Origin of the sequence: Methylobacterium sp. Leaf106 (genome assembly GCF_001422895.1) — a bacterium.
GTDB lineage: Bacteria > Pseudomonadota > Alphaproteobacteria > Rhizobiales > Beijerinckiaceae > Methylobacterium > Methylobacterium bullatum.
Window position 1 is genome coordinate 88,146 of the sequence record NZ_LMNB01000033.1, and the last position, 16,975, is coordinate 105,120.

A 16,975-nucleotide genomic window follows, 5' to 3' on the forward strand; every position below is an offset into this window, starting at 1 on the left:
TTGAGGGTCAGGATCGATGCTGGGACGGCTCGCCGACAAGATATCCCTGCGGCACCAGATCAGCTTGTTCGCCGGTGCGGTCGGCCTGTCCATCGTAGCCGCGAGCACATTGGGCTCCGCGCTGCTGGCGCGCGGGCAAGCCACCGATATGGCCCAGAACGCCCTGCTGCAGGTGGCCCGCTCCGTCGCCGATCGCCTGGACCAGGACATGGCGGAGCGCTTGCGCGAGATTCGCAACGTGGCGGCCCTCGATCCGCTCCAGCCCCACTGGATGGAAGAGACCGGAAGTCTGCGCAAGGTGCTGCAGACGATGCAGAAAACCCTTCCGGACTATGCCTGGATCGGCTTTGCCGACGAGACCGGGAAAGTCCGCGCGGCGACCGGCGGTATCCTGGAAGGCGCGAATGTCGGCCAGCGTCCCTGGTTCATCGACGGGATGAAGGGCGCGGTCGCCGAGGACGTTCACGTCGCGGCCTTGCTGCAGAGCCTGCTCAAGCCCAGCGGGGACAAGACCCCGTTCCGCTTCGTCGATTTCGCATCTCCCGTCACCGATGCGTCGGGCCGGATCATCGGCGTCCTGGGAAGCCATCTCAGCTGGAGCTGGGCGGACGTGGTGCGACGGGAAGTCCTGTCCTCGCGCAGGCCGGAGCTGAAGGAGGAGATCGTCGTCCTCGACCGGACCGGCCGCGTGCTCCTCGGGCCGGACCTCGGGACCACACCCTACTCCCCCGCCGATCTCGCGGCGGGACATTTCATCGCGAGCGGCCCGGACGGCAAACGGCTCGCCGCCGTCTCGGCCACCCGCGGCCGGGGCGACTACAGCGGTCTCGGCTGGATCGTGGTCGCCCTCCAGCCGGAGGATACGGCGCTCGCGGGAGCCAATCGCCTGACCCTCCTCATCACCCTGATCGGCCTCGGCGCGGGTGCGGTGGGCGTTCTCGGCATCTTCCTGGTGGTGACGCGCCTGAGCCGCCCGCTCGTGAACCTCACGGATGCGGTGGACCGGATCGGCCGCGAGCCGAATGCGACGATGACGGAGCGGGTCCATGGCTCGCCCGAGGTGCTGCGCCTGTCCGCCGCCGTCAGGTCACTGCTGAGACGGATCGGCACCGCCGAGTCCGATGCGCGAGACGTCGAGACCGAAGCGTCCCGGGCGGTGCAGGCCGCGCAGGACCGGGTCAGGCGCATCGGCGACGACCTCCACGCCCTGCAGCTCATCGCCAACAAGGACGCTCTCACGGGCCTCCTCAACCGGCGCGCGTTCCTTCCCCTCGCGAAGGAAGCCTTGAACGCCTTCAAGCTCTACCGCCGCCCCATCGCGGTGCTGATGATCGACATCGACCATTTCAAGCGGGTCAACGACCGTTACGGCCACCCGGCGGGCGATGTGGTCATCCGCAAGGTCGGCTCCATCATCAGCGACACCATCAGGACGACGGACAAGGTCGCGCGCTTCGGCGGCGAGGAATTCATCGTCCTGCTCGGCGACAGCAGCGCCGTCGGCGCGGCGCTGATCGCGGAGCGCATTCGCCAGAGCGTGGCCAGCACCGTGTTCGAGCCCGACAACAATCGCCTTCTGGCGACGATCAGCATCGGCATCGCCGAGGCGGACTCGTCCGACAAGGACATCGACCACACCATCGAGCGCGCGGACCGTGCCCTCTACGAGGCGAAATCGCGGGGACGCAACTGCATCCACACCTTCACGGCGGACATCGCCGACCTGAGATCGGTGGCATAGCCAACCCTCGGGATCCGATGCCCGCCCCAAATTCGAGGACGGCGGGATCCATGCCTGTTTCCCTCAGGCCACGGCCTACGGCATTCCCACATCTGGCGGGCACCACGGGTCCCCTCTCCTGGAAGGAGAGGGACAGGGTGAGGTGTGTGACCTTTTCGGAGAGTCCACGCCCCTCACCCCAACCCTCTCCCAAACGGGAGAGGGAGCCCGTCGCGCCTCATGCCGAACCCTCATGGGTAGAGACACGTCCGTCGAGCAGATGTGCGTATCCTGTAGGGCCACGGCCCTCAGGCCGTCACCTGCCGGCGATCCGGGGATCGAGGGCGTCGCCGAGGCCGTCACCGAGGACGTTGAGGGCCACCAGCGTCGAGACGAGGAAGGCGGCGGGGCCGGCGAGCATCCACGGGGCGGATTCGAGGGCGCGCGCGCCCTCCGCGATGAGGGCGCCCCAGCTCGTGGCCGGTTCCTGCACCCCGAGGCCGAGGAACGACAGGAAGCTCTCCAGCAGGATCACCTTGGGCACGAGGAGGGTCGCCGCCACCGTGACGGGGCCGAGGGTGTTCGGGACGATGTGCCGGCGCAGGATCGCCGCCGTGGACAAGCCGAGGGCCTCGGCCGCGCGGACGAAATCGCGATGCCGCAGGGAGAGGGTCTGGGCGCGGACGAGGCGGGCCATGTCGAGCCATTCCACCGCGCCGATGGCCACCAGGATCAGCCCCAGCCCGGAGCGGAAGAACACCAGCAGCATGATCACGAAGAAGACGAAGGGCAGGGCGTAGAGCATGTCGACGACGCGCATCATCACCGCGTCGGCCACGCCGCCGAGATAGCCGGCGAGCGCTCCGTAGGCGACCCCGACGAGGAGCGCCACGACCGTGGCGACGGCCCCGATGAGGAGGGAGACACGCCCGGCGACGAGACTCCGGGTGAGGACGTCCCGCCCCAGCATGTCGGTGCCCATGAGGAAGCGCAGGCGCCGCAGGGGAGCCTCGACCACGAGGCGGCGCCCCCCGTCCTGGCGCTCGACGATGGAGGCGGGACCGAACAGGTCCGAACGGGGCAGGTAGACCAGGACCCGTTCGTCGATGGGCCTGGTATCGACAGATTTGGAGACACCCGAAAACACCATGCGGACCGTGTCGCCGGTGACCGCGATGTCCGAGACCGCGAGCCGCATGCGGAAGGCGAGGCGGGTGAGGGCGGGGGCGATTTCGTCGGGTCCGGGATGGGCGGCGAGGCCCGGCGCGGTGCGCACGAGGTCGGGGTAGATCCGCCCCGGCTCGTGGCCGGTGAGACGCGGCCCGACGAGACAGGCGAGCGTCATCGCGATGAGAACCAGGAAAGCGGCGAGGGCGCCGCGGTTGCGCGCGAACCGGGTCCATGCGCGCCTCATCGGGCCGTTCTCAGGCGCGGATCGAGGACGGCGCAGACGATGTCGGCGACGATGTTGAGGAGGGTGACGAACACGGCCACCAGCACCACGGTCCCCATCACCAGGGTGTAGTCGCGGTTGAGCGCCCCGTCGACGAAGGCGCGGCCGATGCCGGGCAGGCCGAAGACCGTCTCCACCACGACGGAGCCGGTGAGCAGCGCGGCGGCGGTCGGCCCGAGGACGGACACCACCGGCAGCAGCGCCCCGCGCAGGGCATGGCGGGCGATGCGGTGGGGCGGCAGGCCCATGGCGCGCATGGTGCGGACCGGCTGGGCGTTCAGGGTCTCGTTGAGCGAGACCCGCGTCAGGCGGGCGATGGCGCCGATCTGCGGCAGGGCGAGGGTGAGGACGGGAAGCACGAGATGCGAGGGCGCGCCGCCCTCCCAGCCTCCCACGGGGAGCCAGCGCAGGGTCAGCCCGAACACGATCTGGAGCAGCGGCGCCACGACGAAGTTGGGCACCGCCAGGGTCAGCCCGGCGAGAAGTCCGATGGCCCGGTCGATCCACCCGCCGCGACGGAGAGCGGCCCAGCTCCCTAAGCCGATCCCGCAGGCCAGCGCCAGGACGAGGGCGAGGCCGCCCAGGGTCATGGAGACGGGCAGGCCGCGCGCGAACAGATCCGCGACGGTGAGGTCGCGGAACGAGAAGGACGGGCCGAGATCGCCCCGTATCAGCGCGCCGAGATAGCGCCCGTACTGGACGATCAGCGGCTGATCGAGGCCGTAGATGGCGGCGAGGTTGCGCATCGCCGCCGGCGGCAGCGGACGTTCCAGGTCGAACGGCCCTCCGGGGGCGAGGCGGATCAGGAAGAAGCTGCCGGTGACCACGAGGAACAGGGTCGGGAGCGCCTGGGCGAGGCGGCGCAGGATGAGGCCGATCATGCCGCCGCCGGCCTCACGGTGCGAGCCTCAGGAAGCGCGTCGGCGACGCGTTGCGCGGATTTGGGTGATAGCCGGTGAGACGGGGCGAGATCAGCGCCTTCGACCGTGTGTGGAGCACCGGGATCCACGGCAAATCGTCGAGGACGATCGTCTCGGCCCGGAACAGGAGGTCGGCCCGCCTGGCGAGATCCCGCTCCGCGGCCGCCTCGCGCATCAGCCCGTCATAGGCCGGATTGCTGTAACGGCCGGGGTTGAGCCCGTCATTGCCGGTCTCCAGAAGGAACAGGAAATTCTGCGGATCGGAGTAATCGGCGACCCAGGACATGCGGGCCACATCGAAATCGCCGCCGTCGCGCAGGTGGGCGAAATGGGTTTTGGCATCGGTATAGACGAGGCGCGTGTCGACGCCGATGCCCCGCCACATGTCGGCGATGGCGACCGCCGTGTTGCGGTTGTTGTCGGTGCTGTTGAAGCGGTACTCGATGCGGAGGGGCTTGCCGCGCGGGCCGAACCCGGCCTCGGCGAGCAACGACCGCGCCTCCTCCTCGCGGTCGATGGGCAAGGCGCTGCGGCCTTCGAGTTCCGGCGGCGTGCGGTAATTGTCGAGGCCCGGCGGGCACAGGGAATAGGCCGGTGCCATGGTCTCGCCCCACAGCCTCTCGGCCAGGAATTCCCGGTCGATCACCAGGGACAGCGCCCGGCGCAGGCGGACGTCGTCGAAGGGGGGCTTGCGGGTGTTGACGGCCAGGGCATAGAGCCCGAGCGACGGGCCGAGGACGACCTGATCGCCGAACCTCGCCTTGAGGGAGGCCATCTGGTCGCCCGGCAGATCGGCCAGGGAATCGATCTCGCCGGCGGCGTAGCGGCGGACCGCGCTGGACAGGTCGGGCGTCGGCAGGAAGGCCACGGTCTCGATGGAGACGCCGGCCGCCGCATGGAAATAGGGGTTGCGCCGCAAGGTGATGCGGTCGTTCGGCACCATGTCCACGAGGGCGTAGGTACCATTGCTCACGAGGTTGCCCGGCCGGGTGAAGGCATCGCCGAAGCGCGCGATCGAGGGCGGGTGGACCGGCAGCGAGGTCTGGTGGGTGAGAAGTTCGAGGAGGTAGGGCGTCGGCCGGTCGAGGGTGACGACGAGGGTACGGGCATCCGGCGCGGTCACGCCGAGCGTCTCGGGCGCGGCTTCGCCCTGGTTCACGGCGCGGGCGTTCTTGAGCGGATACAGCACCTCGGCATATTTCGCCGCCGTCTCCGGGGCCATGATCCGGCGCAGACCGAAGACGAAATCCGCCGCCACCACGGGATCGCCGTTCGACCAGCGTCCGTTCTCGCGCAGGTGGAACGTGTAGGTCAGGGCGTCGTCGGAGACGGTCCAGTGCGTCGCGGCGCCCGGAATGATGGCGCCGTGATTGTCGTAGGTCAGCAGCCCCTCGTAGAGGTCGCGCAGGATATGCGCCTCCGCCACGGTGGAGGATTTGTGCGGATCGAGGGTTTCCGGATCGGCATCGTTGCCGCGCCGGTAGACAGAGGACGCAGCCGCTCGCGCCGGACCGGTTCCGGCCACGAGCAGGGCGCCGCCACCGAGAAGGCAGGCGCGCCGGTCCATGCGCATGGCGGCGCTCAGGCGCCGGTCTGCGCGGTGAAGCCGGCCGCCTCGATACCGGCGAGCGCGCAGAGTTCGTCGTTGTCGGAGGTATCGCCCGAGATGCCGACGGCGCCGATGACCGCATCGCCATCGTGGATCAGGACACCGCCCGGCACCGGCACCAGCGCGGCGGGACCGACGAGATGGCTCACGGCCGCGACGAAATAGGCCTGCTCCTCGGCCCGCTTGTGGATCGCGCGCCCGCCGAGGCCGAGCGCCAGGCAGCCATTGGCCTTGCCCATGGCGACCTCCGCCCGGCGCAGGGACGTGCCGTCCTCGGCGGCCATGGCCTTGAGCGCGCCGCGCGCATCGTAAACCACCACCGCGAGAGGCTTCAGGCTGTGCGAGCGCGCCGTCTCGAGGGCGGTGGCGACGATGGTCTGGGCGGCGGCGAGGGTCAGGTCGGGCATCGGCTTACCGGGGGATGAGGTCACGGGTCATACCGGACGTAGCCCGGCCGTCGATGCCGGACCAGCCCCGGCCTCACCCGTCGCGGTCGGCCAGGAACGCATCGTAGTGCCCCGTCACAGCCCCCAGGTCCTCGAAATGCGGGAAAGCCCCGGTGGGCAGGACATCGACGGTCCAGTTCGGGCGGCCGGCGACACGGTCGGCATGGCGGTAATCGACGAAATCGCCGCGCACCCCGTGGATCATCCAGACCGGGAGGGTGAGCGCCTCGTAGAACCGCCCCGGCGCGTCCGGGAACAGGGCACCGGACAGGAACGAGAACGGCGCATGCCGCGCGCCCGGACGATGCGCCGAGGCGTGATCGTAGGCGAGCAGGCCCTCGTCGATGTCCTTCGAGCCCCAGGTCTTTTCCAGGAAGAAGCGCATGCTCGGCCGGCTCACGAGGAGATCGAACAGCGGCTCCCCCCAGAGCGGCGCGTTCAGCATGGCGCGGGCGACGGCGCCGCCGTGCCGGGTCCGGTCGCGGTGCCGGCCGACGAAGCGGGAATCAAAGCCGGTGGGGCTGACGAGGCCGAGACTGCGATAATCGCCCGGCGCCTCGAGAGCGGCGGCGGCGAGGTATTCGCAGGACAGGGACAGGGCGACGGCATCGATCTTCCCGCCGCCGTGTCGAGCACGGATCTCGGCGGTGACGGCCTGGATCGCATCGGACATCAGGCGGGGCGTGTAGACCCGGTCGCTGCGCTCCGAGAAACCGAAGCCCGGCAGGTCGAGGGCATAGACCGGGCGGCTCCCCGCGTAATGCCGGTAGAGCGGACGGATCTCATAGGCATTCGCCGCCGCGTTGACGGAGTGGATCAGCAGCAGCGGAACGCCCGGCGCGGTGGCGTCGCCATAAAGGCCGATATCCCCGGCCAGGGTTTCCAGGCGCTCGTGCCGTCCCGGCAGGGCGGGATGCAGCGTCTGATCGTGGTCGATCCCCAACCGGCTATAGGCGATCCATGCGCCCGCCGCGCCGAGGGGCAGGAGGGCGAGCTTGGCGGCGAGGCTCACGCGGGATGCAGGCCTGTCGCGGCGGATCGGTGCGGTCATCGTCTCGTCCGGGTAGGGAATCGTCTGCGGGAAACGCGAAGGCTGCCCGGTCGATCCAGGCTTACACCTCGCTACGCCGTCGCGCCCTCGATCTCGCCGCTGAGCTCCAGCCATTCCTCCTCGGCCGCCTCCAGGGCGGCGGCGGCGTCGGAGCGCATCTTGGCGAGTTCTCCGGCCTTGGCGGCGTTGGTCTGGAAGGCGGTGCCGTCGGCGAGCGCTGCGTCGATCTTGGTCATGGCGTCGGTGAGCTTCTTCATCCGCGCCTCGACGGCCTCCAGCTTCTTGCGCAGGGGGGCCAGAGCCACGCGGCGGTCGGCGTTGGAGCGGCGCTCCAGCGCCTTCACCCCGCCGGTCGCCTCGGACGCGCTCGTCTGAGCCTCGCGTTCGGGGCCGGCGAGGACGAAGCGGCGGTAATCGTCCATGTCCCCGTCGAAGGCCTTCACGCTGCCGTTCGCCACGAGCCAGAGCCGGTCGGCGCAGGCCTCCACCAGGAAGCGGTCGTGGCTCACCAGGATGACAGCGCCCTCGTAGTCGTTGATCGCCTCTACCAGGGCCTGCCGGCTCTCGATGTCGAGATGGTTGGTGGGCTCGTCGAGGATGAGGAGATGTGGCCCCTTGAAGGCCGCGAGGCCCATCAGCAGGCGCGCTTTCTCACCGCCCGAGAGCTGCGAGACCGGCGTCTCCGACTTGGTGCCCGAGAAGCCGAGCCGGGCGGCGGCGGCGCGCGCCTTCGATTCCGGCACGTCCGGCATCAGGTCGCGGACATGGGCGTAGGCGCTCTCGGCGGGGCGCAACTCGTCCAGCTGGTGCTGGGCGAAATAGGCCACCTCCATCTTGCCCGAGCGCCGCATCTCGCCGCTCAAGGGGGGCAGGCGCCCGCCGATGAGCTTGCAGAAGGTCGACTTGCCGTTGCCGTTGGCGCCCAGCAGCGCGACCCGGTCGTCGGGGGCGAGGCTGAGGTTGAGCCCCGAGAGCACGATCCGGTCCGGGTAGCCCGCCTGCACCCGCTCCATGGCGACGATGGGCGGGGACAGCGGCCGCTCCGGGCTCGGCAGGCGGAAGGCCGGCACGTCGTCCTCGATCACCGAGGCGATGATCTCCATCTTGGCGAGGCGCTTGACGCGGGACTGGGCCTGGCGCGCCTTCGTGGCCTTCGCCTTGAACCGGTCGACGAAGCTCTGGAGATGCGCACGCTCCGCATCCTGCTTGGCCTTGGCCTTGGACTGCAGCACGCGCTTCTCGGCCACCTGCCGGGCGAAGGAGGTGTAGCCACCCCGGTAAATACTGAGCTTGCCGCGGTCGAGATGCAGGATGTGATCGACGCATTCGTCGAGCAGGTCGCGGTCATGGGAAATGATGACGGCGGTGCGCGGATAGCGCTCGAGATAGTCGTAGAGCCAGATCGTCCCCTCGATATCGAGGTAGTTGGTGGGCTCGTCGAGGAGGAGCAGGTCGGGCTCCGAGAACAGCACGGCGGCCAGCGCCACACGCATGCGCCATCCGCCCGAGAAGTCGGAACAGGGCCGGCCCTGCGCCTCCGCGTCGAAGCCGAGGCCGTGCAGGATCGCGGCGGCGCGAGCCGGCGCCGAATGCGCTTCGATGTCGACGAGGCGCGTCTCGATCTCGGCCCGGCGCAGGCCGTCGGCGTGCTCCGCCTCGGCCATCAGGCGCGCCCGCTCGGTATCGGCGGCGAGCACGACGGCATGCAGCGTTTCAGGGCCGGCCGGGGCCTCCTGCGCCACGGCGCCGATGCGCATGCCCTTGGGCATCGACACGGTGCCGCCCTCGGTGGGCAACTCGCCGAGGATCGCCTTGAACAACGTCGTCTTGCCCGCGCCGTTGCGGCCCACGAGCCCGACGCGGGCCCGGTCCGGAATGACGAAGGTGGCGCCGTCGAGGATCAGGCGTTCGCCGATGCGGTAGGTGAGGTCGTTGACGCGGAGCATGGAAGGCTTCTGGCGGCGCGCGGCAAGGGTTGCAAGGGGAGCGTCACGAGGCGAGGGCAGCAGGGTGAGGTATGCGGCGGGGGCTGAGCGCTGTAATCCGGCCGCCATGACCGTGACGCTTCTCGCCGCCCTCGTTCCGATCGCACTCCTCATAGGCCTCGGCGCGGCGCTGCGCCGCCTCGGCTTCCTCGCCGAGGGCTTCTGGCCGCAGGCCGAACGCCTCGCCTATTACGTGCTGCTGCCGAGCCTGCTCCTCGACAGCCTCGCCACCGCACGCCTCGCCGACGTCCCGGTGGGTGCGCTCGCCCTGGTCCTGGTTTTCTCGACCCTGGCGGTGGCCGGCCTGACGCTGGCGGCCCGGCCACGCCTCGGCTTCGGCGGACCGGCCTTCACCTCGGTGTTCCAGGGTGGGATCCGGTTCAACAACTATGTGGGGGTCTCGGCGGCGGCGGGTCTCTACGGCGCCCAGGGCATCGCGCTGGCGGCAGTGGCGAACGCCGCGATCGTGCCGACGGTCAACGTCCTCTGCGTTCTGGTCTTCGCCCGTTTCGGCACGGCGGGCCGCCCCTCGGCCCTCGGCCTCGCGCGGCAGATCGCCCTCAATCCGCTGGTCCTCGGGAGCCTGGGCGGCATCGCGCTCCAGGCCTCGGGGCTCGGCCTGCCACCGGGACTCGAGCCGATGCTGCGAGCCCTGGGCCAGGCGTCGCTGCCGCTGGGCCTGCTCTGCGTCGGCGCCGCCCTCGATTTCGGGTCGGCGCGAAGCTGGATCAGGCCGGTCGCCGTGGCGTCCCTGATCAAGTTCGGGCTGATGCCGACCGCCACCGTGCTGGCCTGCCTCGCCTTGGGGCTCAAGGGTCCGGCCGCGGTGACGGCCCTGCTGTTCCAGACCCTGCCGACTGCGTCGTCGTCCTACATCATGTCGCGCCAGCTCGGCGGGGACGCGCCGCTGATGGCAGGGATCACGGCGACCCAGACCGTGATCGCCGGGGTGGCGCTCCCCCTCGTCCTGGCCATTGTGCTGGCTTTGGCCGGAATCGGCTGAGGCGCCCCGGCGGGACCCGCGTCAGGTCAGCTCCCAGGCGGCGGGATCGTTCAACAGGGCCGCGACCAGGGCGTGGTTCAGTTCGTGCCCCGTATGCGCGGCCTCGATCCGGCCGAGGATCGGGTATCCCGCCAGCGCCAGATCGCCGATCAGATCCAGCATGCGGTGGCGCACCGGCTCGTCGGGCACGGTCATGCCGCCGATGATCCGCCCGCCGACGATGCACGCGGTCGAGGAGAGGTTCGCCCCCCGCAGCAGCGGCTTGCGCAGGAGCGTGCCGTAGATCTTGGCCGGAATCGCCCATTTGGCCCGCCCGAAACTGCGCGAGGGAGCCAGCTGCTCGGTGAACACCTCCGGGGTGATCGTGCCGGACCAGTGCATGGGATCGAAATGCGAGAGTTCGAGACGACCGGAGAGGTGAAGCACATCCGCCGGGGCGATCCTCAACGTCCGGTGGTCCTGTCGGACCTCGACCGGCCGCAGCACCCGGATGCTGCGCAGCGGCGCGTCGCTCTCGGTCCGGCCGCTCGCGCGCAACCCCTCGCACCAGGGCAGTGCGCCCCCGTCGAAGATCGGCAGTTCCTCCGCGTCGAGGGAGACCAGCGCGTTGTCGACGCGATGGGCGTAGAGCGCGGCCAGAAGATGCTCCACGGTCCGGACCAGGGGGCCGTGGGGCGAGCGAAGGGCGGTGCAGAGCGGTTGCGTCTCGCGAAAAGTCCACAGGGCCGGCACATCCACCGTGCGGCCACGGCCGAGATCGCGTCGGAACACGATGCCGTGGTCGTCGCCGGCGGGCGCGACGGTGACCGTGACGCGGCGCCCGGTATGAAGGCCGTAGCCCGTCAGACGGACGCTCGCGGACAGGGTCGCCTGCCGTTGGCGCGCACTCGCCGGCGCCACGTCGTGCGCGGCCTGGACCGATGGGGCGGGGGAATCGGCCGCGACGTCTCGCGTCCACCACGGCGAGGGGACGTCCGCCTCGATCCTGGGTGGCCCCGGCTGACGGGTCGCGCCCGCGACGTCTCTCGATGACGCTGACCTTACCAGCACGTCTCGGCTCCCGGAGCGATCAACCGGGATTGTCATGAGACAGGGTGTTCATTTCCGGCGCGCGCCTATCGTAACCCCGCTCGATCGCAAAGGCAGGTAAACTACGCGCGAGGAGAGGGCGCTTTCCTCGGCGCGATCGCGAGGCCGCAGCGGACCCCTAAATCCGGCGGACCGACTTTTTGGTAGGGATGGGCCGCCGGAATGGGTTGACCCACGGGACCGGCAGCTTAACGATCACCCGCTTTAGGAGACGATACCCGTGACCGCAGGACGGCTGGCGACAATCCCCTTCTTCAAGGAGCCGGGAATCGAGCTGTCGACCTATGAGACCCGTTGCCATTGGCGCCGGTTCGACGAGAACGAAGTCCTCGTCGATTACGACGACATCTCCACCGACGTCTATTTCCTCGCCTCCGGCGAGGTCCGCATCCTCAACCGCTCGCAATCGGGCAAGGAAGTGATCCTCGGCGAGATGCGGGGCGGCGCGTTCTTCGGCGAGCTCGCGGCCCTCGACGGAATCGGCCGCTCGGCCAACGTCACCGCCCTGACCCGCGGTGAGGTCTGTGTCGTCCCGGCCCCGATCTTCCGGCAGATGATCTTCGCCTCCGAGGCTATCGCCGACCGTCTGTTCCGCCTGCTCGCCAAGCGCGTGCGCGAACTCAACACGCGGCTGATGGAACACGCGCTCCTCGACCTGCGCCACCGGCTCTATGCCGAGTTGCTGCGCCTGTCCGTGCCGCGCGCCGGCGGCGACGGCGAACGGGTGGTGACGCCGCCGCCCTATCACCACGTGCTGGCCGCCCGCATCGGCTGCCGGCGCGAGCAGGTGACCCGCGAGTTCACCGTGATGGCGGCCGATGGCCTGATCGACCGGACCCGTGGCGCCCTCGTCATCCGCCGGCCCGACCTGCTGGAGGCGCGGGTGGCCGAAGCCTTGCGCGAGGACAATTGACGGCGCGGAACGCCGTGCTCCCGTTCCTCACCCTCCAACGGCTGACGAAGACGTTCGGCACCCATGATGCGGTGGCGGATCTCTCGCTCGACATGCCGTCGGGGGAAATCCTGTGCCTGCTCGGCCCCTCCGGCTGCGGCAAGAGCACCCTGCTTCGCCTGATCGCCGGGTTCGAGACGCCGACTGAGGGGGCGATCCGCCTCGACGGCACCGATCTCACCGGCCTCGCCCCGCACAGGCGGCCGGTGAACATGATGTTCCAGTCCTATGCGCTGTTTCCCCATCTCAGCGTCGCGCGCAACATCGCCTACGGGCTGAAAGGCCTCGGCCGTTCGGCCGCTTCCGCCCGCGTGGACGCGTTGCTGCGCCTGGTGCGGATGGACGAATTCGGGCACCGGGCACCCGAGACCCTGTCCGGAGGCCAGCGCCAGCGCGTCGCCCTCGCACGCGCCCTGGCGCGCGAACCGAAGGTGCTCCTCCTCGACGAGCCCCTCGGCGCCCTCGACCGGGGGCTTCGCGAGGAGACCCAGGGGGAGTTGCGCGCGATCCAGCGCCGCCTCGGCACCGCCTTCGTCATCGTCACCCACGACCCTTCCGAGGCCATGGCGCTCGCGGACCGGATCGGCGTGATGGACAAGGGCCGTCTCGTACAGATCGGCCGGCCCGAGACGCTCTACGAACGGCCGGTCAATCGCTTCGTCGCCGGGCTGTTGGGCGACGTGAACCTCATTCCGGGGACGGTCGGGGAAACCGACGGGGGGCTGGTGCGGGTCGAGACCGCCCTCGGTCCGGTCCTCGCCCTCGGGGAGGGCGCCCCGGCCGCCGGCGCCTCCGCGCTGGTCGCCCTCCGCCCCGAGCGCATCGGGGCTTCACCCGTCGATCCGATGGCCACCGGGGATCGCCACGCCCTCGACGGGCACGTCGAGGGCTCGACCTATCTCGGCGACCGCATCCGTCTCCAGATCCGCATGGCGGACGGCAGCACGATCCGCGCGAGCCTACCGGCCGGAGCCGGGATCGCCGGCGGCGCCCCGGTCCGCCTGTCCTTCGCCCCCGACGCCGCGACGGTCATGGCGGCGTGATGAAGCGGCTCCTCCCGGTTGCGCCGTATCTGTGGCTCGCCGCCTTCGTGCTGCTGCCCTGCCTCATCACCCTCAAGATCAGCCTGTCCTCGCCGGCGACGGCACAGCCGCCCTACCTGCCGGTGCTCGACTGGAGCGCCGGGATCGATGGATGGGGCGCGTTCCTCGAAGCCCTGGACTTCGCCAATTTCGAGACCCTGGCCGGGGACAGCCTGTATCGCGACGCGGCCCTGTCCTCCCTGGTCTATGCGGCCACGGCGACGGCGATCCTGGTGATCCTCGGCACGCCCGTCGCCCATGCCCTGGCCCGCTCGCCGGCCCGGCTCCAGCCGCTCCTCGTGGCCCTGGTCATCGTGCCGTTCTGGACGAGCTTCCTCATCCGCATCTACGCCTGGATCGCGATCCTGAAGCCCGAGGGCCTGCTCAATGCCGGCCTCGTCTGGACCGGTCTCATCGCCCGCCCCCTGGACATCCTGAACACGCCGGCGGCGGTGATGATCGGGCTGACCTATGCCTACCTGCCCTTCATGGTGCTGCCGCTCTACGCGGTGCTCTCCCGCCTCGACCCGACCCTGACGGAGGCCGCCGCCGATCTCGGAGCCTCGCCGGCGCGGGCGTTCTGGACCGTCACGCTGCCGCTGGCCCGGCCCGGCATCGTCGCGGGCGCGCTCCTCTGCTTCATTCCGATGGTGGGCGAGTTCATCATCCCCGATCTTATCGGCGGCTCGGACACGCTGATGCTCGGCCGCGTCCTGTGGAGCGAGTTCTTCTCCAACCGCGACTGGCCCCTCGCCTCGGCGGTGGCGGTGCTGCTCCTCATCCTCATCGTGGGACCGATCGTGCTGTTCCGGGATGCCGAACGCGGGCGCGGGGAGGTCGGCCGATGAGTCCGCTCAACCGGACCAGCCTCGGGCTCGGGCTCGCCTTCCTCTACGCGCCGATCGCCGTCCTCGTCGTCTTCTCGTTCAACGCCTCGTCCCTCGTGACGGTCTGGGGCGGGTTCTCCACACGCTGGTACGGAGTGCTCGTGAACGACGGCCCGCTCATCGCCGCCGCCCTCGTTTCCCTGAAAGTGGCGGCGCTCGCCGCCCTGGTGGCGACCGTCCTCGGCACCCTGGCGGCGCTGGCTCTCGACCGCAGCGGCCGCTTTACCGGACGGGGCGCCTTCACCGGCCTCGTCTACGCGCCGATGGTGATGCCGGAGGTGATCACCGGCCTGTCGCTGCTGCTGCTCTTCGTCGGGCTCGGCCTCGACCGTGGCCTCGCGACCCTGGTCATCGCCCACGCCACCCTCGGCCTCGGTTTCGTCGCCGTGGTGGTGGGCGCCCGGTTGAAGGGGCTCGACCGCTCCCTGGAGGAGGCGGCGGCGGATCTGGGAGCAGGACCCATCCGCGTCTTCGCCACCGTCACCCTGCCGCTGATCGCACCGTCCCTGGCGGCGGCGTTCCTCCTCGCCTTCACCCTTTCCCTCGACGACCTCGTCATCGCGAGCTTCGTCTCGGGGCCGGGGGCGACGACATTGCCGATGCGGCTCTACAGCCAGGTCCGTCTCGGCGTGAACCCGGAGATCAACGCCGCCTCGACGCTACTGGTCGGCGGCGTCACCCTCGTCGTGCTGACGGCGTCCTTCCTCACCGGCCGCCCCTCCGCCGGCGCTCAGGGCACGTAGGCGCGCACCCGCGTCGGCAGGTCGAGCGCCCCCGTCCGCGGCCCCTGCATCGCATCGGGAGCCAGGATCGAGCCGCCCCGGGAGTCGAGGTCGGAACCGCCCTCGCGCGGGATGACGCGAACGGCGACGGCGTCCCAGGGACCGTCGATGTCGAAGAGCGGCCCCTGCGCCGGGGCCGAAGACAGGTTCTTGGGTGAGACCGGCCGCAGGACGGTGTCGGTGGATGCACGCGGTGTCAGTTCCGCCCTGGCGGCGAGGGTCCGCTCCGGCAGCGACAGGGTTCCGCGCAGCGATGCGGACAGCGACGTGGTCTTCAGCATTCCATCCGTGATCTCGCCGATCCCGTCGACGAAGCGCAGCACCACCCCCGCGCGTTCGAAGGGCGTACGGCCGTTCCGGCGGACCAGGGCGCCATCGGCGGCGACGCCGTTGCGGTGGATCACGTCGGCGAGGTCGAGGCCGGCGAGGGTGCCGTTCTCCATGGCCAAGGACGAACGTCCATTGAGGTGAGCGATCAGCCCGGCGGCGGTACGGCCCGATCCCTCAAGGGTGAAGTGCCCCTGGGCATTGCCCAGGATCCAGCCCTCCTGCCCGACATCGACCAGGAAGGCACCGAGATCGAGCTGGTCGAAAGCCCCCTGCGCACGCAGTTCGGTCTCGCCGCGATCGGTGGCGGAGGTGGTGAGGCCGAACCGTCCCTTGACGAGGCCGCCCCTCACCATCGCGCGGACGAGAGAGCCCTCGACGCTGCCGTCGCGCACCAGCAGGCTGGATGCGAGATCCTCCATCACCACCGGGCCGAGGCGGGCACTGCCCGCCGAGAGACGCAGATCGAGGTCGCCGCCGGTGAAGGGCCGCAGGGTCAGGCTCTGACGGCTCCAGCCGTTGGCGTTCAACGTGTCGTCCGAGCCGAAGACCCGGACCAGGGTGGCCAGAACGGGGGCGAGGTTCAGGTTCTCCGCCGCCAGGGTCGCCTGCAGGGCCGGGCGGCCCTGGCCGAAGCTGATCGAGCCGGCACCTTCCAGGCTGTTGTCACCGAGCCGCAGACGCATGGTCGGCAGGAGCAGGTTGCGGCCCGAACTCTCGAACGTACCGTCTATGGCGAAGGTATCGAGCAAGGGCGACAGGGCGATGTCCGTCCCCGCCCAGGCCAAAGTCTCGCGCAGGGAACGGGTCTGCAGGCTGCCCTGGCCGCGAAGCGACACCCCGTCGGCGAGGCTGCCGCTTCCCTCCGCCGTCATCTGGCCTGCGGGCCAGGTCGCGCTGGCGGAGAACGGGGATTCACGGCCCGAGAACAGCTCGTCCAGACGAACCCCGGAGAGCGAGAACCGGGTGGGAGTCTCGTTCCAGACGAAGCTTCCCGCGACGTTGGTCTGCGAACTCCAGAACGGCCAGGCGAGGACCAGATCGACGTCGCTGGCGGTCTGGGCACTGCCGTCGCGCGGATCGCGCCCCACCAGGATCGCATCCGTGAGGCTGATGCGACGGGGACGCGACGCGCCGCCCTCGGTCAAGCGCGCCTTGAGCCGGCGGAACGGCTCGACCCAGCGCCGGTCCCCGTCATCGACGGGGAGGGTGATCGTGGTGCGCTCGAGGGAGAGGGTATCGATCTCGATACGGCCGGCGAGGAGGGCGCGGATCCCGAGCTTGAGGGTGAGCGTTCCGCCCTCGGCGAGAAGCGGCCCGTCGACCGTCCCGGCGCTGAGACGGACTCCCTCGAAATCCAGCCGTGGAATGGGAAGCAGGGCGATGCCCGCCCGCCCCCCGGCCGTCATCGCGATTCCGTAACCGGTCGCCAGCGACTTGCCGACGCCCCGCGTGAGGCGCGCGGAGGCGACGGACCAGGGCAGGCAAGCAGCGATCAGGGCGAGGACGAGGCTGCCGATACAGACGGCCGGCAGGAGGCGACGGAGCGGCATATCTCTCCCTATCGGAGCAAAACCGCGACGCGCGGTCCCGCGCACGGCCTCGCCCAGCCGCTGCGGTCGATCTTCGAAAACCTGCCCCCCCGTTTCATTCCATAGCGAGCCGGACG

The 16,975-nt window shown here is 70.2% G+C and carries 14 protein-coding genes; 6 read left to right on the forward strand and 8 right to left on the reverse strand.

Features of this window, described 5'->3' with window-relative positions; genetic code table 11:
- The first annotated feature begins 16 nt into the window (after positions 1 to 16).
- Positions 17 to 1,741, forward strand: coding sequence for a sensor domain-containing diguanylate cyclase (locus ASF34_RS18080; RefSeq protein ID WP_018043191.1), 1,725 nt, complete (start codon positions 17 to 19; stop codon positions 1,739 to 1,741).
- A 295-nt stretch (positions 1,742 to 2,036) separates the two neighbouring features.
- Here the strand turns inward: ASF34_RS18080 and ASF34_RS18085 are convergent, their stop codons facing one another.
- The 6 genes from ASF34_RS18085 to ASF34_RS18110 all read right to left on the reverse strand — a co-directional run bounded on the left by ASF34_RS18085 (position 2,037) and on the right by ASF34_RS18110 (position 9,145).
- Entirely contained in the window at positions 2,037 to 3,134 is a 1,098-nt protein-coding gene (locus ASF34_RS18085) for an ABC transporter permease (RefSeq protein ID WP_018043192.1), read from the reverse strand.
- Positions 3,131 to 4,054 (reverse strand): ABC transporter permease, encoded by a 924-nt coding sequence (locus ASF34_RS18090; RefSeq protein ID WP_056163161.1) that lies wholly within the window; start codon positions 4,052 to 4,054, stop codon positions 3,131 to 3,133. Before ASF34_RS18090 ends, ASF34_RS18085 begins: the two co-directional genes overlap by 4 nt.
- 13 nt (positions 4,055 to 4,067) lie before the next feature.
- Entirely contained in the window at positions 4,068 to 5,666 is a 1,599-nt protein-coding gene (locus ASF34_RS18095; protein WP_056163163.1) for a peptide ABC transporter substrate-binding protein, read from the reverse strand.
- A gap of 8 nt (positions 5,667 to 5,674) precedes the next feature.
- Positions 5,675 to 6,109 carry a GlcG/HbpS family heme-binding protein gene (locus ASF34_RS18100; protein ID WP_056163166.1) on the reverse strand — a complete coding sequence of 145 codons (435 nt, stop codon included), beginning with the start codon at positions 6,107 to 6,109 and terminating at the stop codon, positions 5,675 to 5,677.
- A 73-nt stretch (positions 6,110 to 6,182) separates the two neighbouring features.
- Positions 6,183 to 7,199, reverse strand: coding sequence for an alpha/beta fold hydrolase (locus ASF34_RS18105; protein ID WP_056163169.1), 1,017 nt, complete (start codon positions 7,197 to 7,199; stop codon positions 6,183 to 6,185).
- A 71-nt stretch (positions 7,200 to 7,270) separates the two neighbouring features.
- Complete coding sequence (locus ASF34_RS18110) at positions 7,271 to 9,145, reverse strand: ABC-F family ATP-binding cassette domain-containing protein (protein ID WP_056163171.1); 1,875 nt, start codon at positions 9,143 to 9,145, stop codon at positions 7,271 to 7,273.
- A gap of 106 nt (positions 9,146 to 9,251) precedes the next feature.
- Here ASF34_RS18110 and ASF34_RS18115 point away from each other — a divergent pair, with 106 nt between their 5' ends.
- A complete protein-coding gene (locus tag ASF34_RS18115; protein WP_056163174.1) occupies positions 9,252 to 10,187 on the forward strand; it encodes an AEC family transporter in 936 nt (311 codons plus the stop codon).
- 21 nt (positions 10,188 to 10,208) lie between these two features.
- Here the strand turns inward: ASF34_RS18115 and ASF34_RS18120 are convergent, their stop codons facing one another.
- Positions 10,209 to 11,087, reverse strand: coding sequence for a UDP-3-O-acyl-N-acetylglucosamine deacetylase (locus ASF34_RS18120; RefSeq protein ID WP_056163177.1), 879 nt, complete (start codon positions 11,085 to 11,087; stop codon positions 10,209 to 10,211).
- A 409-nt stretch (positions 11,088 to 11,496) separates the two neighbouring features.
- Between ASF34_RS18120 and ASF34_RS18125 the strand changes: the two genes are divergently transcribed.
- Genes ASF34_RS18125 through ASF34_RS18140 form a run of 4 tightly spaced genes read left to right on the forward strand, consistent with a single transcriptional unit; the run spans position 11,497 to position 14,940 of the window.
- Positions 11,497 to 12,189 carry a Crp/Fnr family transcriptional regulator gene (locus ASF34_RS18125; protein WP_018043200.1) on the forward strand — a complete coding sequence of 231 codons (693 nt, stop codon included), beginning with the start codon at positions 11,497 to 11,499 and terminating at the stop codon, positions 12,187 to 12,189.
- Positions 12,186 to 13,271, forward strand: a complete 1,086-nt coding sequence (locus ASF34_RS18130; RefSeq protein WP_056163179.1) for an ABC transporter ATP-binding protein — start codon at positions 12,186 to 12,188, stop codon at positions 13,269 to 13,271. Before ASF34_RS18125 ends, ASF34_RS18130 begins: the two co-directional genes overlap by 4 nt.
- The gene (locus tag ASF34_RS18135) at positions 13,271 to 14,158 is read left to right on the forward strand and encodes an ABC transporter permease (protein WP_056163182.1); all 888 of its coding nucleotides are present in this window, start codon (positions 13,271 to 13,273) and stop codon (positions 14,156 to 14,158) included. The genes ASF34_RS18130 and ASF34_RS18135 overlap by 1 nt, the downstream gene beginning before the upstream one ends.
- Positions 14,155 to 14,940, forward strand: a complete 786-nt coding sequence (locus ASF34_RS18140) for an ABC transporter permease (protein ID WP_056163186.1) — start codon at positions 14,155 to 14,157, stop codon at positions 14,938 to 14,940. Before ASF34_RS18135 ends, ASF34_RS18140 begins: the two co-directional genes overlap by 4 nt.
- Here ASF34_RS18140 and ASF34_RS18145 read toward each other — a convergent pair.
- Positions 14,928 to 16,859, reverse strand: a complete 1,932-nt coding sequence (locus ASF34_RS18145; protein ID WP_056163188.1) for an AsmA family protein — start codon at positions 16,857 to 16,859, stop codon at positions 14,928 to 14,930. The two genes, ASF34_RS18140 and ASF34_RS18145, sit on opposite strands and share 13 nt — an antisense overlap.
- Between the last annotated feature and the right edge of the window lie 116 nt (positions 16,860 to 16,975).